This window comes from Amycolatopsis camponoti (assembly GCF_902497555.1).
In the GTDB taxonomy this organism is placed as follows: domain Bacteria; phylum Actinomycetota; class Actinomycetes; order Mycobacteriales; family Pseudonocardiaceae; genus Amycolatopsis; species Amycolatopsis camponoti.
In genome coordinates this window covers 402,059-420,968 of sequence record NZ_CABVGP010000001.1, presented here as the reverse complement: position 1 = coordinate 420,968, position 18,910 = coordinate 402,059, and the positions used below count along the sequence as shown (strand labels likewise).

Sequence of the window (18,910 nt, the reverse complement as noted above, 5' to 3'; positions counted from 1 at the left end):
CCTCAACGGAGGAGCTTCGCTCCGCTGTTACCTTTTTTGCATGACCGAAGACCTGCCCGGGGCCGGCGAGCTGATCCTGCTCGCCGGCCTTGGCAATCCCGGACCCCAGTACGCCGGAAACCGGCACAATGTCGGCTTCATGGTGCTGGACGAGCTCGCCTCCCGGATCGGCGGCAAGTTCAAGACGCACAAGAGCGGCGGCGAGGTGCTCGAAGGCCGGCTGTCCGGCCGCCGGGTCGTGCTGGTGAAGCCGCGCACCTACATGAACCTCTCCGGCGGGCCGGTGGTCGGTGCGGCGCGGTTCTACAAGGTGCCGCCGACCGGCATCGTCGTCGTGCACGACGAGCTGGACGTCGACTTCGGCGCGCTGAAGCTCAAGTTCGGCGGCGGCGACAACGGGCACAATGGACTCCGCTCGATCACGAAGTCGCTCGGCACCCGTGACTACTACCGGGTCCGGTTCGGCATCGGCCGCCCGCCCGGCCGCCAGGACCCGGCGGACTTCGTGCTGAAGGACTTCGGGACGGTCGAGCGCAAGGAGCTCCCGTTCGAGGTGGACCGGTGCGCGGACGCGACCGAAGCCCTGGTCGGAACGGGTCTCGCGGCCGCGCAAAACGCCTTCCATGCAGGCTGACATCGGTGGCAAGGTGAACCCATGACCCCTGACGAAGTCCGGGCGATCGCGTTCGGCAAACCCCGCTTCGGCCGGCGCGGCTACAACGAGGACGAGGTCGACGCCTTCCTCGACCTGATCGCCGATGCGCTCGACGGCCGGAACATCCTGACCGCCGACGACATCCACTACGTCGACTTCACGATCATGCCGGTCGGCATGCGCAGCTACGACCAGGCTCAGGTCGACCTGTTCCTGGACGAGGCGGAGGCGGCGCTCATCGAGCTGCGGAACCCGCGGCCGGCGGTCGAGGAGCGGCGCCCGGAGGGCCCGCGGAAGTGGTTCGGCCGGTCCTGACGAGTGTGAATCCGGCCACACAGCGCTGAGTAGTCCCGGCTCACTCACAGGCGGACGGCGTCCGCCCGTCGGGGTGAGCTTCGAGGTCTGCCCCTTCCGGGGAACCCGTCCGCGGGTTAGGACGGTGTACGGCAGTTCGCACCGCACAACCCCGGAATCGGAGAGTTGCATGTCGTTCACCGCCGAAGACCTCGCCGAGGTCACCTTCGGTAACGCCCCGATCGGCCGCCGTGGCTACGCGAAGCACGAGGTCGACGAGTTCGTCCGGCGCGTCGCCAAGACGCTCGCCGAGGAGGACGACCTGACCGCCGCCGAAGTGCACCACGTCATGTTCGCGAAGCCGCTGATCGGCAAGCGCGGCTACGACGAGCGCGAGGTCGACGAGTTCCTCGACTCGGTGGAAGACCAGCTCGCCGCCCGCACCGGCCACGCACCGGGCCTCCCGGGCGCGCGTACCCCATCGGAAGCCACGACCGAACGCGCGGCCCCGCCGACGATCCACGCGGAACGTCTCCAGCAGCGCTGACCCCTCCGGCGGCGGGTCCCCACGGCCCGCCGCCGGAGTGCGTCAGGAGTCGGCGTTCTTCTTGATCTTGTCGGCGAACTGCTGGGCCGTCGCCGCGCGCTTGACCTTGCCCGACGGGGTCTTCGGCAGGCTCCCCGCCGGCAGCACCACCACCGCGTACGGCCGCATGTCGACGGCGTCGCGCACCCGGGCCGAGACCTGCTTCATCAGGTTCTTCTCGGCCTCGGCGTCGCCCGCCAGCTTCGACTCCACGACCACCGCGAACCGCTCGCGGCGGCTGCCCGCGTCCAGCCGCACCGCCACCGCGTTGCCCGCCCGGACGCCCTCGACCGACGTCGCCGCGCGCTCGATGTCCGTCGGGTACAAGTTGCGGCCGCCCATGATGATGACGTCCTTGCGGCGCCCGCAGATGACGATCTGGCCGTCGACCAGGTACCCGAGGTCGCCGGTGTTCAGCCAGCCGTCGGCGTCCTGGGTGTCGAGCGGGCCGTCCATGGTCAGGTAGCCGGGCGTCACGGCCTCGCCGCGCAGCCGGATCTCGCCGACTTCGCGGTCGCCGAGCGACGCACCCGCGTCGTCGACGATCTCGGCTTCCAGCCCGTCCAGCGGACGGCCGAGCAGCGCGAACGACCGGACGCTGTCGGTGCCGCGCCGCGGGTCGCCCTCGGGGACCGGCACCGCGCGGTTGTCCGCCTCCAGCGCGTCGGCCTCGACGACGTCGAGCGTGAGCCCGGTGAACAGCGGCGCGAACGACACGGCGAGCGTCGCCTCGGCCATGCCGTAGGCCGGGAAAACGCATTCCGCCGGCATCTTGAACCGGGCACCGGCGTCCACGAAGGTCTGGACGGCGGTCTCGTCGATGGGCTTGGCGCCGTTCAGGGCGATCCGCAGCTTCGAGAGGTCGTAGGCGTCATCCTCGTCGACGCGCGCCATCCGGCGCCCGACGATGGCGTACGCGAAGTTCGGCGCCGCCGTCGTCGTGCCGCCGTACTTGGTGATCAGCTCGGGCCAGATCAACGGCCCGGAAAGGAACTCGACGGGCGTGATCTTGACCAGCTCGACGCCGAAGGTCATCGGCACGGTCAGGAAGCCGACCATCCCCATGTCGTGGAATGTCGGCAGCCAGGACACCATCACGTCGGTGTCGAAGTCGAACTCCGCGCGGTCGACCATGGCCTTGACGTTCGAGTAGAGGTTCCCGTAGGTGATCCGCACGGCCTTGGGGTCGGCGGTCGAGCCGCTGGTGAGCTGCAGCAGCGCGGTCTCGCCCTCGTCGGTTACGACGACGTCGGCGAGCGGCTCGGCATCGGCCAGCTCGGTGATGAGCCGGTAGCCGATGCCCTTCTCCTCCAGCAGCGGGGCGAGCTGGTCGAACGGCTCACCCAGCAGCACCAGGTCCGAGCCGATCATCCCGAGCACGCGCACGGTGTCCTCGGCCCATTCGGCGAGGTCGGTGCGCGGGGTCGGCTGGTGCAGCATGGTGACGCTGCCCCCGGCCAGCCAGACGGCCTGCACGGTCGGCGCGATCAGCACCGGCGCGGCGGCCAGCACCCCGACCGCCGTCCCCTGCTCGAACCCACCCGCGACCAGGCCACCGGCGACCCGCCGGGCCTGTTCGTGCACCTCGGCCCAGGTCCGCCGGACCGGCTCCTTCGGCTCTCCGGTGACCATGCCACGCTGCTGACCCCGGCCCGCCGCGGTGGCGACGAGCGTGTCCACGAACCTGCTCATGGCCAGAGATTACTGTCTCGCTGTCAACATCCGCCGATCAAGGCGGAAACAGCTCACTCCAGCAGCTCTGAGGTCTCCAGCCAGCGGCCCTCGACGTCCGCCACCTCGGCCTGGACGCCCTTCAGCTCGGCGTTGAGCGACATCAGCTTCGCCGGGTCCGTCGCCGCCTCCAGCAAGGCCGCGTGGAGCTTCTCCTCCTTCGCGTGCAGCTGGTCCAGCTTGCGCTCCAGGCGCCCCAGGTCCTTCTGCGCCGCGCGCAGGTCCGCCGCCGACTTCTTGGCCTCTGCCTTCGCTGCCGTCGGAGCCGCTGCGGCCGCCGGTTCCTTGGCCAGTGCGCGGCGGTTCAGGTACTCCTCGATGCCGCCCGGCAGGTGGGTGATGCGGCCGTCGCCGAAGAGGGCGACGATCGTGTCGCAGACGCGTTCCACCAGGTAGCGGTCGTGCGAGACGACGACCATCGTGCCCGGCCAGCCGTCGAGGAGATCCTCCAGCTGCTGCAGCGTGTCGATGTCCAGGTCGTTCGTCGGCTCGTCGAGGAGCAGGACGTTCGGCTCGGCCATCAGCAGCCGGCACAGCTGCAGCCGGCGCCGCTCGCCGCCCGACAGGTCCCCGACCGGGGTCCACTGGCGCTCCTGCGGGAAGCCGAGCTTCTCGCCCAGCTGCGACGCCGTCATCTCCTGCTTGCCGAACACCACGCGCCCGGCCACCTGCTCGATCGCCTGCAGCACGCGCAGGTCGCCGGGCAGGTCGTCGAGCTCCTGGCGCAGGTGCGCGAGCGCGACCGTCTTGCCCTCGATCCGGCGTCCGGTCGAGCCTTCGACGTCGCCGCCCAGCAGCTTCAGCAGGGACGTCTTGCCGGAGCCGTTGACCCCGACCAGGCCGATCCGGTCGCCCGGCCCGACCCGCCAGGTGACGTGGTCGAGCAGCGTCCGGTCGCCGACCGTGTACGTCGTGTCTTCCAGCTCCAGCACGGTCTTGCCCAAGCGTCGCTTCGCGAACGCCATCAGCTCGACGGAGTCGCGCGGCGGCGGCACGTCCGCGATCAGCGCCTCGGCCGCGTCGATGCGGTAGCGCGGCTTCGACGAGCGCGCCTGCGGGCCGCGGCGCAGCCACGCCAGCTCCTTGCGCGCCAGGTTCTGCCGCTTCTCCTCGGCCGTCGCGGCCAGCCGCGCCCGCTCGGCGCGCGCGAAGATCCAGTCGGCGTAACCACCTTCGTACTGCTCGACGCGGCCGTTCGCGACCTCCCACGTCAGGCTCGCGACGGTGTCGAGGAACCACCGGTCGTGGGTGACGACCACGACCGCGATCCGCCGGTTCAGCAGGTGGTCGGCGAGCCACTGGACACCTTCGACGTCCAGGTGGTTGGTCGGCTCGTCGAGCACGACGAGGTCGAGCTCGCCGGTCAGCGCGGCGGCCAGGGAGACCCGGCGCCGCTCGCCGCCGGAGAGGTTCGCCGTCGGCGTGTCCAGCCCGATCGCGGTGATGCCCAGGCCGTCCACAATGGACCGCACGCGCGCGTCGGCCGCCCATTCGTGCTCGGCGCCGTAGCGTTCGAGCACGACCTCGCCGACGCTGCTGCCGTCCGGCAGCTCGGTCCGCTGGGTGACCACGGCCATCCGCAGGCCGCCGACGTGGCTCACCCGCCCGGAATCCGGCGCGGCGAGTCCGGAAAGGACTTCCAGGAGGGTGGTCTTGCCGCCGCCGTTGAGGCCGACGACACCGATGCGCTGCCCGGCCGCGACGCCCAGTGAGACGCCGTCCAGCAGTGGCTTCACCCCGTAGGACTTGCTCACCGCTTCCAGGTTGACCAGGTTGGCCATCCGCTCAGCCGTTCCTTTCCGAGAAGTATGAATCCACAGTGGACGATCAGGCGTGCACGCGCGGCGGCGCCGGGCGTGGGGCGTCGTCCCCGCCGACCACGCGGGCGCCGGGCACCGGGCCGTGCGCCACCCGGACCGTGCGGCACACCCCCGCGCCCGACAGCTCCGCGGCGACCTCCACCGCCGACCGCGCGTCCTCGCAGAGGAACGCGCACGTCGGGCCGGATCCGGAGACCGTGCCGGCGAGCGCGCCCGCGTTGACGCCGGCCCGCAGCGTCCGGCGCAGTTCGGGCCGCAGCGAGACCGCTGCCGCCTGGAGGTCGTTGCCCAGCAGCAGCGCCAGCTGCCGCGGGTCGCCCGAGGCCAGTGCTTCGACGACCGGGGTGTGCGAGCCGATCCGCGGCGGGTTGCCCGCCGCGCGCAGGCGGTCCAGCTCCTTGAACACCTTCGGCGTCGACAGGCCTTCGGAGTCGAAGGCCAGCACCCAGTGGAACGTGTGCCGCGACAGCACCGGGACGAGCTGCTCGCCCCGGCCGGTGCCCAGTGCCGTGCCGCCGTAGAGGGCGAACGGGACGTCGCTGCCCAGGCCGGCGGCGATCTCGGCCAGCTCGTCGCGCGTGACGTCGAGGTTCCAGAGGCTCGACAGCCCGACCAGGGTCGCCGCGGCGTCGGCGCTGCCGCCCGCCATGCCGCCCGCGACCGGGATGCCCTTGCGCAGCACCACCCGGACGTTCGGCTCTTCGGTGCGGCCGACGTGCGCGGAGAGCGCTTCGACCGCGCGCCAGGCCAGGTTGGTGCCGTCGGCGAGCACCGAGCCTTCGCCCTCGCCGTAGATCTCCAGCCCCGGCTCGTCGGTGACCGCGACGGTCACCTCGTCGGTCAGCGACAGAGCCTGGAACACGGTCACCAGCTCGTGGTAACCGTCTTCGCGCAGGTCGTCGACCGCCAGGTGCAGGTTGACCTTGGCCGGGACCCGGACGGTGACTGGGGGCGGAACTACAGCGAGCACCCGACCAGCCTACGTGGCCACGGAAACGCCCCGATGCGACGTGCGCATCGGGGCGTCTTCGGCGTCTGAGATCAGGCTGCGGCAACACCCTGGGGTCCGCGCGCGGTGTGCGTCACGTGGCCGCCGCGCTCGGCGACCCACGCCAGCGCCGCGTCGGCCCGCTCGCCGCGAACGCCGAGGCGGAACCGGCCGACCGGCGTGTCGCCGATCCGGGTCAGGCCGCCGCCGATCGTGGCGAACTCGACGTCGAAGCGGCCCGCGGCCTCGGGCAGCAGCGCGCCGACCGAGGCGAAGCCGACCAGCACGACGTCGGCCGAGCGGTCGTAGCGCGCGATCTGGGCGCGGGTCGTCTCGATAGCGGGCAGCAGCGCCTGCGCCGTGCGGCTGGCCGGGTTCGAGACCAGGTCGAGGACGGTGCCGCGCTCGACGACCGTGCCGTCTTCGAGCACCGCGACGTCGTCGCAGACCCGGCGGACCACGCCGGCGTCCGGGGTCGTGACCACGATGGTGGTACCCAACTCGGCGCGGGCGCGGTCGAGCACGGTGAGCACCGCGCCGGCCTCCTCCGGGTCGATGCCGGCGGTCGGGTCGTCGGCGAGCAGCACGGCCGGCGCCGCGGCCAGCGCCTTCGCGACCGCGACGCGGCGGAGCTGGCCCTCGGTCAGCTCGCCGGGACGCTGCGTCGCACGCTGCGTCAGGCCGACGAGGTCGAGGAGCGAGCCGACCCGGCTCCGGCGCTGTGGGCCGTCGACGCCGAGCTGCTCGAGCGGGGAGGCGATGTTGCCGGCGATCGTGCGCTCGGCGATCAGCTCCGGTTTCGTCGAAACGACGCCGAGCTGACGGCGGATCTCGCGCAGCCGGCGGCCGTCGAGGGTGCCGGTGTTGAGGCCGTCGAGGCGGACGACGCCGCGGTCGGGCCGCTCCTGCAGCGCGATGCAGCGGGCGAGGACGGACTTGCCGGACCCGGCCGGGCCGACCACGCCGAACAGCGAGCCGGCCTGGACCTCGACGCTCACGTCGCGCAGGGCGACGACCGAGTTTCCGTTGGTGGCAAAGGTTTTGGACAGGTTTTCGACGGTGATCACGAAGGCTCCAGAAAACGGGGTGCGCGCACGAAACGGCACCCGGCCGCAGGCAAAGTCCGTCCTATGTGGACGGTGCGTGAAGAAGGGGTGGACCGGCTACGACAAGCTCAGTGGGAGCGTCGACATGCGGTCACGGAGCGGCGGCCTTCGTCGACTACGCGACGCCTGGTCAGGAGCAGGGGGCGAGCTACCCTCTTCATCGGAAACGGCCTCCATCGGTCCTGGCGGTAGCACCTGCCCTGTGGAGGGTGGTTGCTGCGACTTCGGCGAGCCAGGTCTCTCAGTCGCTCGGGATGGACGCTTCCGAGTAAAGCCGATCCCGAGGAGCGAAAGCAAGCCTGTTGGCCCAGATCACACGAGTGGAGGTGTCCGAATCGCGAGATCGCACGTCAAGAGGCGTATTTTCACCGACCGGCGTTGACTTCCACTGTGGACGTGCTAACGGGCGGCGGCGAGCCGGGCGAAGTCGTGCACGTCCAGCTGCTCACCGCGGGTTTTCGGGTCGATCCCGGCGGCCGTGAGCAGCTCCCCGGCCCGTTCGGCCGAGCCCGCCCAGCCCGCCAGCGCGGCCCGGAGCGTCTTCCGGCGTTGTGAGAAAGCGGCGTCGACGAGCCCGAAGAGCCGATCGCGGTCGTCCGACGCCGGAGCGTCACCGCGCTCGAAGGCGACGAGCGCGGAGTCGACGTTCGGCACCGGCCAGAACACCGAACGCGGCACGGCGGCGACCTTGCGCGCCGGGCCGTACCAGGCGAGCTTGACGCTCGGCACGCCGTAGATCCGGCTGCCGGGGCCGGCCGCCATCCGGTCGGCGACCTCGGTCTGGACCATGACGAGGCCGGACGTCAGGGACGGCACCTCGGCGAGCAGGTGCAGCACGACCGGGACGGCGACGTTGTAGGGCAGGTTGGCGACGAGCGCGGTCGGCTCGCCCAGATCGTCCTTGCTGACGCGCATCGCGTCGGCTTCGACGACGGTCAGCCGTTCCGCGGCCTCGAGACCCCGCTCGGCGACGGTCTTGGGCAGCCGTTCGGCGAGCTTGGGATCGATCTCGACGGCGACGACGCGCGCGCCGGTGGCGAGCAGCCCGAGGGTCAGCGACCCGAGCCCGGGCCCGACCTCGAGGACGACGTCGTCCGGGCCGACGTTCGCCAGCTCGACGATCCGCCGGACGGTGTTGGGATCGTGCACGAAGTTCTGCCCGAGCTTCTTGGTCGGCCGCACGTCCAGCTCGGCCGCCAGCCCGCGGATCTCGGCAGGTCCCAACAGTTCAACCACCGCTGAAGCCTACCGATGGGGCATCACGCGTGACTGGGCAGGCATCACGCGTGATGGGAAGGGCATCACGCGCGATGCCCGCCTGATCACGAGTGATGCCCCTCGGGACACGCGTGATGCCTCTTCGCGCACGCGAAACGGCCCTCACCTCGGCGAGGTGAGGGCCGCTCGAAAAGCGTGTCAGGCCTTCTTGCCGCAGACCGGCCAGGCGCTGTAGCCGCCGCGGGCGTCGCGGACCTTCTCCGCGATCGCGATCTGCTGCTCACGCGAAGCCTGGCTCGGCAGGTTCGCGTAGGCGTCGCCGCCGTAGGCGTCCCACGTGCGCTTGTCGAACTGGAGGCCGCCGTAGTAGCCGTTGCCGGTGTTGATGGCCCAGTTGCCGCCCGACTCGCACTGCGCGATGCGGTCCCACGAGGAGCCGTCGCCGATCGCCGGCGTCGGGGCCTGCTTGGTGCCGACGTGGATGATCTTCGGCTTCGGCTGGGTGATGACCTGCTCGGAGATGCTCTCGCGGGAGACCTCTTTGCCGTTCTTCTGCGTGACCTTGTAGGTCACCATCTTCTCGCCCGGGGTGCCCGGGTCCTCGACCGAGGTCTTGCCCTTGGCCAGGTCCGGGTCGTCGACCTTCTGCTCGGGCGGGGCGATGTCTTCCTTCTGGACGACCGTCGAGACGCCGGTGCGGCTGATGTGCACCTCGGCGCCGTCGGTCAGCTTGACGTCCAAGCCACCCTCGGCCTGGTCCTCCGGGCCCAGGGTGAGCTTGTACTCGCCCAGGAACTCCTTCGTGGTGACCGCGGTCGTGGTGACCTTCTTCGGCGCGTTGGCGCCGTCGTAGAGCGTGAGGTTCTTGAGGGTCTTGATCTCGACCGTGGCGCCCTGCAGCGGCAGCTCGCCGTCCTTCGGCATCGACATCCACGTGCCGGGCTTGTCCACGCCGGCCATGCCGAGCTGACCCAGCGCGTCGCCGAGGTGGGTCGCGCGGACCCAGGAGGTGTGCTCCGAGCCGTCGACGATCATCTTCAGCTGGCGGCCGCGCTCGAGCTTGATGACCCCGCCGTCGCCGACCTCCGCCTGGGGGGACGGGGAGAGCGAGTCGTGCGCGCCGACCGACAGGCCGGCGTCCTCCAGCACCTCGCCGACGGTGTCGCCGAACGAGTGCACGGTGGTCTGCTGGCCGTCGACGTCGACGGTGATGCTCTTGTTCATCGCCAGCGCGGCCGCGCCGCCGCCGGCGACGCTGATCATGACGCTGAGGACGGCGCCCTTGAGGAAGCGGCGCTTCCAGACCTTGGAGGTCGCCCGGATGCTCTCGTCCATCGCGGCCTTCTTGGCCTGCGGGGACGCGGTCCGGTCCGCCTCGAACTCGTCCGGGAGGACGATCGGGGGAAGGAAAGTGGTTTCCGCGTTGATGAGGCGGATCAGCTCGTCGACGTCGACGTCGATCTCGGCCATCATCGCGTCGGCGTCGGGGCCGAGCGCGGCGAGGATGTCCTGCTGCGTGATGTTCGGGTCGTCGGAGAAGTCGAGCTGACCGTACGCGGTGTCCTCGAAATAACTGCGTTCGAGGACGGCGGAGCGCGCTCCAGCCTGTCTGCTACCTGTCACCGGGTCGTTCCCTTTCCCAAGACGCCGTTCGGGGCGGCGTCTTTACGTCTGGGCCCGCAGCCGGCGCCATCGTCACGGTTCCGGTCGTACCTACCCGGTTCCGCTTCCCCGACGTGCACTGACGTGACTGTGGGCGTAACAGTCGGCAACTGCATGGTGCAGTACCGACCGGCACGATCACGGGACAGTAACGGGTCCCGCCGGGTTGCGCAAACACCCCCCGGAGTGTCGTGATCCCCGTCACTCCATCAGGTGGACGATCAAGGAACCCTGATGTCGCAGTGCGTTCACCCCGTTGTGACACTGGGGAGTCGGTAGACCCGCTCGGCAGTGGTCCGGACCGATTGGGCGACTTCGTGGACAGCTTCGCCCCTGAGCGCCGCGAGGTGACGAACGGTGTAAGCCGCGCCGAACGGCTCGTTCGGCCGTCCACGGAACGGGTGGGGGGTCAGAAACGGTGCGTCGGTTTCGACGAGGTACTGGTCCGCCGGGCAGAGCCGGGCCGCCTCGTGGAGCCCCTTCGCGTTCTTGAACGTCACCGTGCCGGCGAAGGAAAGGACGTATCCCGCGTCGACGCACTTGCGTGCCATTTCGGCGTCCCCGGAAAAACAATGGAAGATTACGGCATTCGGCGCATTCTCTTCGGCCAGGATGCGCAGCACGTCGTCGTGGGCCTCGCGGTCGTGGATCATCAGCGGCTTGTCCAGCCGCTTGGCGAGGTCGATGTGCCAGCGGAAGGCTTCCTGCTGGGCGTCGTGGGGCGAGTAGTCCCAGTAGTAGTCGAGGCCGGTCTCGCCGACGGCGACCACGCGGTCCTGCGCGGCCAGGCGCTCCACTTCGGACCTCTCGGCCTCGCCGAACTCCTTGGTCCGCGTCGGGTGGATCGCGACGGCGGCCCAGACCCGGCTGTCCCAGGTCGCCGCCTCGGCCGCCCAGCGGGCCGACGCGAGGTCGTCGGCCACCGTGACGACGCGGGCGACACCCGCGCGCTCGGCGCGGTCGACCACGGCCTTCACATCGGCCGCGGTGACCGCACCGCACGCGTCGAGATGGGTGTGCGCGTCCACCACCGACACCGGGAGCCGGTCCGGGACCGGCGGCAGCTCGCGCTTCTCGTCACCCATGCACTACCTCTAGTCCTTCGTGATCGGTGCCCACTCCGGGCCGGTCTCGCCGAGCGCCGGGTCGAGCTTGGTGAACAGCGGCGACGGCTTCTGCAGGGGCTTGCCGACCTCGATCGGCTTCGACTCCCACTTCGCCTGCTCGCCCGCGTAGTCGCCGGTGAGGATCGGGTTGACCCGGCCGTCGATGTCGAGGTCCTCGACCTCCTTGAGCTCCGGCTGCGCGGCCCAGACGCCGGTGCCGCCGAGGGCCTCGTGCACCTTCTGGGCCGAGTGCGGCAGGAACGGCGTCAGCAGCGTGTTGGCGTCGGAGACGACCTGCAGCGCGGTGTGCAGCACCGTGTCGCGCCGCGCGGGGTCGTCCTTGAGCTTCCACGGCTCCTGGTCGGAGATGTACTTGTTCGCCGCGGTGACGACCTTCATCGCCTCGCTCGCCGCCAGCTTGAACCGGGACCGGGCCAGGTGCGCGCCCGCGGTGTCGAAAGCCTTGCGGGACAGGGCCTTCAGGTCCTCGTCGGCCGCGGTCGGGGCCTCCGGGCGCGGGATGGCGCCGACGTTCTTGTGCGCCATCGAGATGGACCGGTTGACCAGGTTGCCCCACTCGTTGGCCAGCTCGAAGTTGGTCCGGCGGACGAACTCGTCCCAGGTGAAGTCGGTGTCCTGGGTCTCCGGGCCGGCGACCGAGATGAAGTACCGCAGCGTGTCCGGGCCGAAGTCGCGCAGGAAGTCCTCGACGTAGATCACGCGCCCGCGCGAGGTCGAGAACTTCGAGCCGCTCATGGTGAGGAACTCGCTGGAGACGATCTCGTCGGGCAGGTGCAGCTTGCCGTACTTGCCCGGCTCGCCGCCCTTGTCGCCCTCGCCGTTGTGGCCGAAAAGCAGCGCAGGCCAGATCTGGGCGTGGAAGGTGATGTTGTCCTTGCCCATGAAGTAGTACGACCGGGCATCGGGGTTGTTCCACCACTCCTGCCACGCGTCCGGGTTGCCGGACCGGCGGGCCCACTCGACGCTCGCCGAGAAGTACCCGATCACCGCGTCGAACCAGACGTAGAACCGCTTCAGCGGCTGGTCGCGCCAGCCGTCGAGGGGGATCTTGACGCCCCAGTCGAGGTCGCGGGTGATCGGCCGCGGCCGCATGTCGTCGATCAGGTTCTTCGTGAAGTTGAGGACGTTCGGGCGCCAGTCGGTCTTGGTGCCCAGCCAGTCGCCGAGGGTCTTGGTGAACGCCGGCAGGTCGAGGAAGTAGTGCTCGGTCTCGACGAACTTCGGCGTCTCGCCGTTGATCCGCGACTTCGGGTTGATCAGCTCCGCGGCGTCGAGCTGGTTGCCGCAGTTGTCGCACTGGTCGCCGCGCGCGCCGTCGTACCCGCAGATCGGGCAGGTGCCCTCGACGTAGCGGTCGGGCAGCGTGCGGCCGGTGGACGGGCTGATCGCCCCGCGCGTGGTCTTCGGCACGACGTAGCCGTTGCGGTGCAGCGCGAGGAAGATCTGCTGCGTCACCTCGGCGTGGTTGCCGGTCGTGGTCCGGGTGAACAGGTCGTAGGAGAGGCCGAGGCCCTGCAGGTCGGTGCCGATCTGGCGGGTGTACTTGTCCGCCGTCAGCTGCGGGGTCGAGTTCTCCTTGTCGGCCTGGACCGTGATCGGGGTGCCGTGTTCGTCGGTGCCGGAGACCATGAGCACCCGGTTGCCGGCCATTCGCTGGTAGCGGGAGAAGACGTCGGACGGGACGCCGAATCCGGACACGTGGCCGATGTGGCGGGGGCCGTTGGCGTAGGGCCAGGCCACCGCGGTCAACACAGGGGTGCTCATACCTTATTAGCCTACGGAGGGCGTCACGCGCCTTGTCGAGAGGGAGGCCCGGTTGTCGGCGACACGGTTGCTCGTGCTCGGGGTGGTGCGCATGTACGGCCGCGCGCACGGCTACCAGGTGCGGCGGGAGCTGCTGACCTGGTCCGCGGACAAGTGGGCCAACGTCCAGCCCGGCTCGATCTACCACGCGCTGAAGAAGATGACCGCCGAAGACCTGCTGGAACAGGTCGACGTCGAGCCGGGCGAGGGCGGCCCGGACCGGACCGCCTACCGGCTCACCGGCGAGGGCGAGCAGGAGTACCAGGTGCTGCTGTCGAAGGCGCTGTCCGATCCGGAGCTCAACCACCCCGACCTGTCGGCCGCCATCTCGCTGATGACGACGCTGCCCCGCGCGCGCGTGATCAACCTGCTGCGGCACCGGCTGGTGCACCTGCGGGCCGAACAGCAGCAGGCGACGCTGATGCTGGAAGAGCTGAAGGTGAACATGGGGCAGGGCACCCCCGAGCACGTCGGTGAGCTGTACCGGCTGTGGGGCGGGATCACCGACACGAGCCTCGCCTGGCTCGAAGGCCTGATCGCCCGGCTCGAAGCGGGCGAGTACGTGATGGCCGGCGAGTCCGGGGACGCATTCGGCGAGCCGCCCGCTCGGTAATCAAGTTTGACTAGCGCACTCTTCTGGGGCACAGTGAGCGCCTCAGCTAGTCAAGCTTGAATACCTTCGAGAGGGGTTTCTCCATGATCACGGCACGCGGTCTCGAGCGGCGGTTCCGCCGCAAGGGCCGCACTGGGGGCGAAGTACACGCGGTGAAGGGCGTCGACCTCGACGTCGAAGCGGGCGAGCTCGTCGGGTTCCTCGGGCCGAACGGCGCCGGGAAGACGACCACGCTGCGCATGCTGACCACGCTGCTGAAGCCGACCGCGGGCACCGCGACCGTCGGCGGCCGCGACCTGCTGGCCGACCCGCTGGGGGTGCGGGAGCGCATCGGCTACGTCGCCCAGGGCGGCGGCAGCTCGCCGGAGACCACGGTCGCCGATGAGCTCGAACTGCAGGGGCGGCTCTACCGGATGAGCAAGGCCGACGCGATCGCGCGCGGCGCCGCACTGACCGAGCAGCTCGACCTGACCGGGCTGGACCAGCGGCTGACCAGGACGTTGTCGGGCGGGCAGCGACGGCGGCTCGACATCGCGCTCGGGCTGATCCACTCGCCGGGGCTGGTGTTCCTCGACGAGCCGTCGACCGGGCTCGACCCGCAGAGCCGCGCCAACCTGTGGGAGCACATCCGCCGGCTGCGCGCCGAGCAGGGCGTCACGGTCTTCCTCACCACCCACTACCTGGACGAAGCCGACGCGCTGTCCGACCGGCTGATCGTCATCGACGACGGCCGGATCGTCGCCGAGGGCACGCCGGACGCGCTGAAGGCGCGGGTCAGCGGCGACCGCGTCGAAGTGGGCGTCGATCCGGAGCAGGGCGCGGACGCCGCCGAGATCGCGGGACGCCTGCCGGGCGCGCACGAGCTGTCCGTCGCCGACGGGCTCGTCCGGTTCCGGGTACCGCGCGGCGACGTCGCGCTGCCGGAGCTGCTGCGGGCGCTCGACACGAAGAGCATTCCGATGCTTTCGGTCCAGGTCCACCGGCCGACGCTCGACGACGTCTTCCTGACGCTGACCGGGCGCTCGCTGCGCGAAGCCGAGGAGGGCCCCCGTGCTGCGTGACACCTGGCTGATCTTCCGCCGCGACATGAAGGCGGCGCTGCGCAACCCGACCTGGGTCATGATCGGGATCATGCAGCCGCTGCTGTACCTGTTCCTGTTCGGACCGCTGATGGTCAAGGCGATGCAGGCGCAAGGCCTGTCCGAAGTGGACGGCTGGATGCTGCTCACCCCGGCGCTGATCGCCCAGCTGGCGTTGTTCGGCAGCTCGTTCGTCGGGTTCGGGCTGCTGGCCGACTACCGCTCCGGCGTGGTCGAGCGGTTCCGGGTGACGCCGGTCAGCCGCGGGGCGCTGCTGCTGGGCAAGGTGCTGGCCAGCGCGCTGCAGGCCGTCGTGCAGGCCGTGTTGATCATCGTGCTGGCGTACCTGGCGTTCGACCTCGACGCACCGGTCGGCGGCATGCTGCTGAGCCTGGTGATCGTGTTCCTGCTGGCCGTGTCGCTGGCGTCGTGCTCCTACGCGCTGGCTCTGACGTTGAAGAGCGAGGAGACGTTCCCCGCCCTGCTCAACGCCGTGCTCATCCCGCTGCTGCTGCTTTCCGGGATCCTGCTGCCGATCACGGCCGGCGTCGCGCCGAAGTGGCTGTACACGATTTCCCAGATCAACCCGTTCCGGCACGTGGTCGACGTCGAGCGGAACTCGTTCCGCGGCGACTTCACGATGGACGCGTTGTTCACCGGCAGCGTGGTCGTGCTGGCGATGGCGGTGCTGTCCGTCTGGTGGGGCACGCGGACCTTCCAACAAGAAAACGCCTGATCAACCTGGTGTTGCTGACTGCGAGTCCGCCTCCGGCGACGTATGGTGTGCTCTCATCTACGCGCCGGGGGCGGACTGTGACGGAGCCGGAAGCCGAACTCGGCATCTCGCTGTCCCACCGCGAGCACGTCGCCGACTGGCAGGCCGTGCGCGGCGCGCAGACCCGGTTCGTCTCGGTGACGGTCAGCGAGAACGTCAACTGGAGCAGCTCCGCCGCGGAGCGCAACCTGACCGGGGCGCAGGAAGCCGGGCTGCACGTCGGAGGCCGGCACTACGCGCGGCCCGGCGCGGTGCACGACCAGGCCGACCACTTCGTGCGGACGGCCAGCCGGCTCGGCGCCTTCGCGCCCGGGTCGCTGGCGCCGGCGCTGGAGGTGGCGGCCCCGAGCGTCGACGACCGGTTCATCAAGGCGTGGATCAAGTACGTCCGGCAGGCGGCGCGGATCGAGCGCGTGCTGATCTACGCCGACTACGACTGCTGGCAGCACCGGCTGCACCCGGACCGCTGGGCCGACTCCGAAGTGGTGCTGTGGCTGATCCGGCACAACGGCATCCCGGGCCGGGCCGGCTGGTTCCACTCGCGGCTCGGCGTGCACCAGCACGCGTACGCGCCGGACGTGCCGGGCGTCGACGGGCCGGTGGAGCAGAACGCCGTCGTGTACCCGTTCACATTGGGTGACCTTCTGCTCTGACGTGTGGTGATATGACGCCATGCGCGTGACGAGCAGGGCACTTCGGACGAAGGTGACGCCGTCGCGTGCTTTTTCGGTACTCGCTCACCACAACGCCGCCCGAGGGCTGCCGCCGCCCGCGATGCTGTCGGGCGAGTGGTTTTCTTCGAGTGCGGTGATCGCGCCTTCGCTCGCCGTTTCGCCCGGCGAGCTGCCGCCGGTTTCGCCGGTGCCCGCACCGCCGGGCGTGATCGGCGGCGGCTGGTTCGGCTATCTCTCCTACGACCTGGCGGACCCGTCCGGCCGCACGGGCACCCTGCCGTCGGCCGCGTGGGGCTGGGCGGACCACGTGCTGCGGTGGTCGTCCTCGGGCACCTGTTTCCTGGAGTCCCTGGACGGCGGCGGGCCTTCGATGTCCACAATGGAGTCGCTGCTTTCTTCTCCGCCGCCCGATCTCTCCTGGGAGGCCGGGCCGCTGCGGCGTCCGCTGCCCTCGGAGCACCGGGACGCGGTGAAGGCGTGCGTGCACGCGATCGAAGCCGGGGAACTGTTCCAGGCGAACATCTGCAGCCGGTTCACGGGTGCGTTCTCCGGCTCGCCCGAGGCGCTGTTCGCGGCCGGGGTGGCTTCGCTGGATCCGCGCCGGGCGGCGTTCGTCGCGGGGCCGTGGGGGTCGGTGGTGTCGTTCTCGCCGGAGCTGTTCCTCGCGCGGCACGGCCGGGCGGTGCGGTCGACGCCGATCAAGGGGACGCTCCCCCGGCGTGGCCCGGCCGACGACGGGAACGCCGTGCTGCTGCGCCGGTCCGCCAAGGACGTCGCGGAGAACGTCATGATCACCGACCTGGTGCGCAACGACCTCGGCCGGGTGTGCGAGGTGGGGACCGTGGCGGTGCCGTCGCTGCTGCGTGTTCGCCCGGCGCCGGGGGTCTGGCACCTGGACTCGACGGTGACGGGGGTACTGCGCCCTTCGGTGTCCGACGCCGAACTGCTGGCCGCGACGTTCCCGCCGGGCTCGGTGACCGGTGCGCCGAAGATCCGCGCGCTGGACCTGATCGGCGAGCTGGAGCCCTGCGGACGCGGGGTCTACACCGGAGCGATCGGACTGCTGTCCCCGGCGGCGGGGCTGGAACTGAACGTCGCGATCCGGACGTTCGAAATCGCCTCCGGCGCCATCTCCCTCGGTGTCGGCGGCGGGATCACGGCGGATTCGGACCCGGAGGCGGAGTGGCAGGAGTGCCTGCACAAGGCGGCACCCCTGGAACGCCTACTCGCCGGGGTCGAGCAGTAGCTTGCCGACGGTCTTGCGGGAGCGCAGGGCCTCGTGCGCGCCGCGGGCGTCGGAGAGTCCGAACTCGCCGCCGGGGATGGCCTTGAGCTTGCCCTTCAGGACGAGGTCGAACAGCTCGTTCAGCGCGGTCCCGAAGACGTTGCCGGGCAGGCGGAAGACGTGCGGCAGCCACATGCCGCTGATCGTGGTGCTGTGGCCGAGGAGGTTGCGCATCTCGACCGGCTTGGGGTTCTCCCGTCCGGCCATGCCGTAGAAGGCGAGCCGGCCGAACGGCGCGAGCGCGGCGATGCTCTGGTCGGTGGTCGTACCGCCGACCATGTCGAGCACAACGTCCACGCGGCGTCCGTTGTTGGCCTCGATCAGGGTGGCGGTCATGTCCTCGGCGCGCGAGTCGACGGCGACGTCGGCGCCCAGTTCGAGCGCGAGGGCGCGCTTCTCGTCGCTGCTGGCGGTGGCGATGACGCGGCCGGCACCCCAGGCCTTGGCGAGCTGAACGGCGATGGTCCCGACACCCCCGGCGGCCGCGTGCACGACGACGGACTCGCCCTTCTCGAGGTGGGCGTTCTTCTTGAGCAGGACCCAGGCGGTGGCGCCCTGGACCAGCATGGACAGCGCGGTGAGGTCGTCGATGCCGTCGGGCACGGGGAAGGTGGTCGCCGCGGGCGCGACGGCCTTCTCGGCGTACCCGCCACCGCCGTTGAGCAGGGCGACGACGCGCTTGCCTCCGCTTGTCCCGACCACTTCACCACCGGGGACGAGCGGCAGCTTGGACGGCGCGAGGTAGGAGTTTTCAGCCTGGTGCGTGTCGGCGTAGTTGACGCCGATGCGGTCGACGTCGATGAGCACCTCACCGGGGCCGGCCACGGGATCGGGCAGCTCGACGGGGGTGAGCACCTCGGGTCCGCCGAACTCGGTCACCTGCACTGCACGCATTTCGCTGTCCCTCTCGCCGTCCGCCGCTCGATGTGAGACATTCTGACATATGTCTCACTCGGCTGCGTTCGACCTGGCCCGCGACTGGTTCCTGGCCGGCCGACGGGTGGACATGGGCGAGCTGGCGGAGGCGCTCTCGATCAGCCGCGCGACGCTGCACCGCCGGGTGGGATCCCGGGATCTGCTGCTGGGCGAGATCCTCTGGTCGCTGTCCGCCGCGTCGATCGCCCGGCTGTTGCCTTCGTGCGCCGGCCGCGGGGCGGCCGGGGTGGCCGACTTCGTGAGCGGGTATGTCCGGTTCGCGAACGAGTCGCCGCCTTTTCGGAATTTCTTGCGCCGGGAGCCGGAACGGGCGTTGCGGCTGTTGACGACGCGCGCAAGCGTTTGCCAGCAGCGGACCACGGCTGAGCTTTCGAAGCTGCTGACCTCGGAGGTCGCGGCCGGGCGGCTGGAGCCGCCGTTGCCGGTACCGGATCTGGCTTATCTGCTGGTGCGGATCGGGGAGTCGTTCGTGTACACGGACGTCATCACCGGGGATGCGCCTGATGCGGAGAAGGCGCATGCCGCGGTGACCGCGTTGCTGACGTGACCGCTCACCAG

General features: G+C 70.4%; 18 protein-coding genes and 1 riboswitch. Of the genes, 9 read left to right on the top strand and 9 right to left on the bottom strand.

Going from position 1 to position 18,910, the window contains the following annotated elements; genetic code table 11:
- Nucleotides 1–40 precede the first annotated feature (40 nt).
- From pth to AA23TX_RS02030, 3 genes are all read left to right on the top strand, one after another.
- Nucleotides 41–634: an aminoacyl-tRNA hydrolase gene (gene pth, locus AA23TX_RS02040; RefSeq protein ID WP_155540898.1), complete on the top strand. Its 594-nt coding sequence runs from the start codon at nt 41–43 to the stop codon at nt 632–634.
- Between the two features lie 21 nt (nt 635–655).
- Nucleotides 656–970: a DivIVA domain-containing protein gene (locus tag AA23TX_RS50685; RefSeq protein ID WP_155540897.1), complete on the top strand. Its 315-nt coding sequence runs from the start codon at nt 656–658 to the stop codon at nt 968–970.
- A 169-nt stretch (nt 971–1,139) separates the two neighbouring features.
- On the top strand, nt 1,140–1,496 hold the full coding sequence (locus AA23TX_RS02030; protein WP_155540896.1) for a DivIVA domain-containing protein: 357 nt from the start codon (nt 1,140–1,142) through the stop codon (nt 1,494–1,496).
- A gap of 42 nt (nt 1,497–1,538) precedes the next feature.
- Here the strand turns inward: AA23TX_RS02030 and AA23TX_RS02025 are convergent, their stop codons facing one another.
- The 8 genes from AA23TX_RS02025 to metG form a co-directional block, all read right to left on the bottom strand.
- Nucleotides 1,539–3,227: a fatty acyl-AMP ligase gene (locus AA23TX_RS02025; protein ID WP_155540895.1), complete on the bottom strand. Its 1,689-nt coding sequence runs from the start codon at nt 3,225–3,227 to the stop codon at nt 1,539–1,541.
- Between the two features lie 53 nt (nt 3,228–3,280).
- Entirely contained in the window at nt 3,281–5,047 is a 1,767-nt protein-coding gene (locus AA23TX_RS02020) for an ABC-F family ATP-binding cassette domain-containing protein (RefSeq protein WP_155540894.1), read from the bottom strand.
- A gap of 46 nt (nt 5,048–5,093) precedes the next feature.
- Nucleotides 5,094–6,056, bottom strand: a complete 963-nt coding sequence (locus tag AA23TX_RS02015; RefSeq protein WP_155540893.1) for a 4-(cytidine 5'-diphospho)-2-C-methyl-D-erythritol kinase — start codon at nt 6,054–6,056, stop codon at nt 5,094–5,096.
- 71 nt (nt 6,057–6,127) lie between these two features.
- Nucleotides 6,128–7,141 carry a methionine ABC transporter ATP-binding protein gene (locus AA23TX_RS02010; RefSeq protein WP_155540892.1) on the bottom strand — a complete coding sequence of 338 codons (1,014 nt, stop codon included), beginning with the start codon at nt 7,139–7,141 and terminating at the stop codon, nt 6,128–6,130.
- Between the two features lie 209 nt (nt 7,142–7,350).
- Nucleotides 7,351–7,441: riboswitch (SAM riboswitch) on the bottom strand.
- 138 nt (nt 7,442–7,579) lie between these two features.
- Nucleotides 7,580–8,416: a 16S rRNA (adenine(1518)-N(6)/adenine(1519)-N(6))-dimethyltransferase RsmA gene (rsmA, locus tag AA23TX_RS02005; protein ID WP_155540891.1), complete on the bottom strand. Its 837-nt coding sequence runs from the start codon at nt 8,414–8,416 to the stop codon at nt 7,580–7,582.
- A gap of 180 nt (nt 8,417–8,596) precedes the next feature.
- The gene (locus AA23TX_RS02000; RefSeq protein WP_155540890.1) at nt 8,597–10,021 is read right to left on the bottom strand and encodes a resuscitation-promoting factor; all 1,425 of its coding nucleotides are present in this window, start codon (nt 10,019–10,021) and stop codon (nt 8,597–8,599) included.
- 287 nt (nt 10,022–10,308) lie between these two features.
- Nucleotides 10,309–11,145, bottom strand: coding sequence for a TatD family hydrolase (locus tag AA23TX_RS01995; RefSeq protein ID WP_155540889.1), 837 nt, complete (start codon nt 11,143–11,145; stop codon nt 10,309–10,311).
- 9 nt (nt 11,146–11,154) lie between these two features.
- Nucleotides 11,155–12,951, bottom strand: coding sequence for a methionine--tRNA ligase (gene metG / locus AA23TX_RS01990; protein ID WP_196425148.1), 1,797 nt, complete (start codon nt 12,949–12,951; stop codon nt 11,155–11,157).
- 52 nt (nt 12,952–13,003) lie between these two features.
- Between metG and AA23TX_RS01985 the strand changes: the two genes are divergently transcribed.
- The 5 genes from AA23TX_RS01985 to AA23TX_RS01965 all read left to right on the top strand — a co-directional run bounded on the left by AA23TX_RS01985 (nt 13,004) and on the right by AA23TX_RS01965 (nt 17,377).
- Nucleotides 13,004–13,603: a PadR family transcriptional regulator gene (locus tag AA23TX_RS01985; RefSeq protein WP_155540888.1), complete on the top strand. Its 600-nt coding sequence runs from the start codon at nt 13,004–13,006 to the stop codon at nt 13,601–13,603.
- Between the two features lie 83 nt (nt 13,604–13,686).
- The gene (locus AA23TX_RS01980; RefSeq protein ID WP_155540887.1) at nt 13,687–14,664 is read left to right on the top strand and encodes an ATP-binding cassette domain-containing protein; all 978 of its coding nucleotides are present in this window, start codon (nt 13,687–13,689) and stop codon (nt 14,662–14,664) included.
- A complete protein-coding gene (locus tag AA23TX_RS01975) occupies nt 14,654–15,418 on the top strand; it encodes an ABC transporter permease (protein WP_155540886.1) in 765 nt (254 codons plus the stop codon). The genes AA23TX_RS01980 and AA23TX_RS01975 overlap by 11 nt, the downstream gene beginning before the upstream one ends.
- 77 nt (nt 15,419–15,495) lie before the next feature.
- Nucleotides 15,496–16,110: a glycoside hydrolase family 25 protein gene (locus AA23TX_RS01970; RefSeq protein ID WP_155540885.1), complete on the top strand. Its 615-nt coding sequence runs from the start codon at nt 15,496–15,498 to the stop codon at nt 16,108–16,110.
- A gap of 19 nt (nt 16,111–16,129) precedes the next feature.
- Nucleotides 16,130–17,377 (top strand): aminodeoxychorismate synthase component I, encoded by a 1,248-nt coding sequence (locus tag AA23TX_RS01965; protein ID WP_155540884.1) that lies wholly within the window; start codon nt 16,130–16,132, stop codon nt 17,375–17,377.
- Here the strand turns inward: AA23TX_RS01965 and AA23TX_RS01960 are convergent.
- The gene (locus tag AA23TX_RS01960) at nt 17,354–18,310 is read right to left on the bottom strand and encodes a quinone oxidoreductase family protein (protein WP_155540883.1); all 957 of its coding nucleotides are present in this window, start codon (nt 18,308–18,310) and stop codon (nt 17,354–17,356) included. The two genes, AA23TX_RS01965 and AA23TX_RS01960, sit on opposite strands and share 24 nt — an antisense overlap.
- A 112-nt stretch (nt 18,311–18,422) precedes the next feature.
- Between AA23TX_RS01960 and AA23TX_RS01955 the strand changes: the two genes are divergently transcribed.
- Nucleotides 18,423–18,899, top strand: coding sequence for a QsdR family transcriptional regulator (locus tag AA23TX_RS01955; protein ID WP_241867106.1), 477 nt, complete (start codon nt 18,423–18,425; stop codon nt 18,897–18,899).
- Nucleotides 18,900–18,910 lie beyond the last annotated feature (11 nt).

Coding starts and splice junctions, on each gene's coding strand:
- pth (WP_155540898.1), top strand. CDS start 41: ATGACCGAAGACCTGCCCGGGGCCGGCGAGCTGATCCTGCTCGCCGGC.
- AA23TX_RS50685 (WP_155540897.1), top strand. CDS start 656: ATGACCCCTGACGAAGTCCGGGCGATCGCGTTCGGCAAACCCCGCTTC.
- AA23TX_RS02030 (WP_155540896.1), top strand. CDS start 1,140: ATGTCGTTCACCGCCGAAGACCTCGCCGAGGTCACCTTCGGTAACGCC.
- AA23TX_RS02025 (WP_155540895.1), bottom strand. CDS start 3,227: ATGAGCAGGTTCGTGGACACGCTCGTCGCCACCGCGGCGGGCCGGGGT.
- AA23TX_RS02020 (WP_155540894.1), bottom strand. CDS start 5,047: ATGGCCAACCTGGTCAACCTGGAAGCGGTGAGCAAGTCCTACGGGGTG.
- AA23TX_RS01995 (WP_155540889.1), bottom strand. CDS start 11,145: ATGGGTGACGAGAAGCGCGAGCTGCCGCCGGTCCCGGACCGGCTCCCG.
- metG (WP_196425148.1), bottom strand. CDS start 12,951: ATGAGCACCCCTGTGTTGACCGCGGTGGCCTGGCCCTACGCCAACGGC.
- AA23TX_RS01980 (WP_155540887.1), top strand. CDS start 13,687: ATGATCACGGCACGCGGTCTCGAGCGGCGGTTCCGCCGCAAGGGCCGC.
- AA23TX_RS01965 (WP_155540884.1), top strand. CDS start 16,130: ATGCGCGTGACGAGCAGGGCACTTCGGACGAAGGTGACGCCGTCGCGT.
- AA23TX_RS01960 (WP_155540883.1), bottom strand. CDS start 18,310: ATGCGTGCAGTGCAGGTGACCGAGTTCGGCGGACCCGAGGTGCTCACC.
- AA23TX_RS01955 (WP_241867106.1), top strand. CDS start 18,423: ATGGGCGAGCTGGCGGAGGCGCTCTCGATCAGCCGCGCGACGCTGCAC.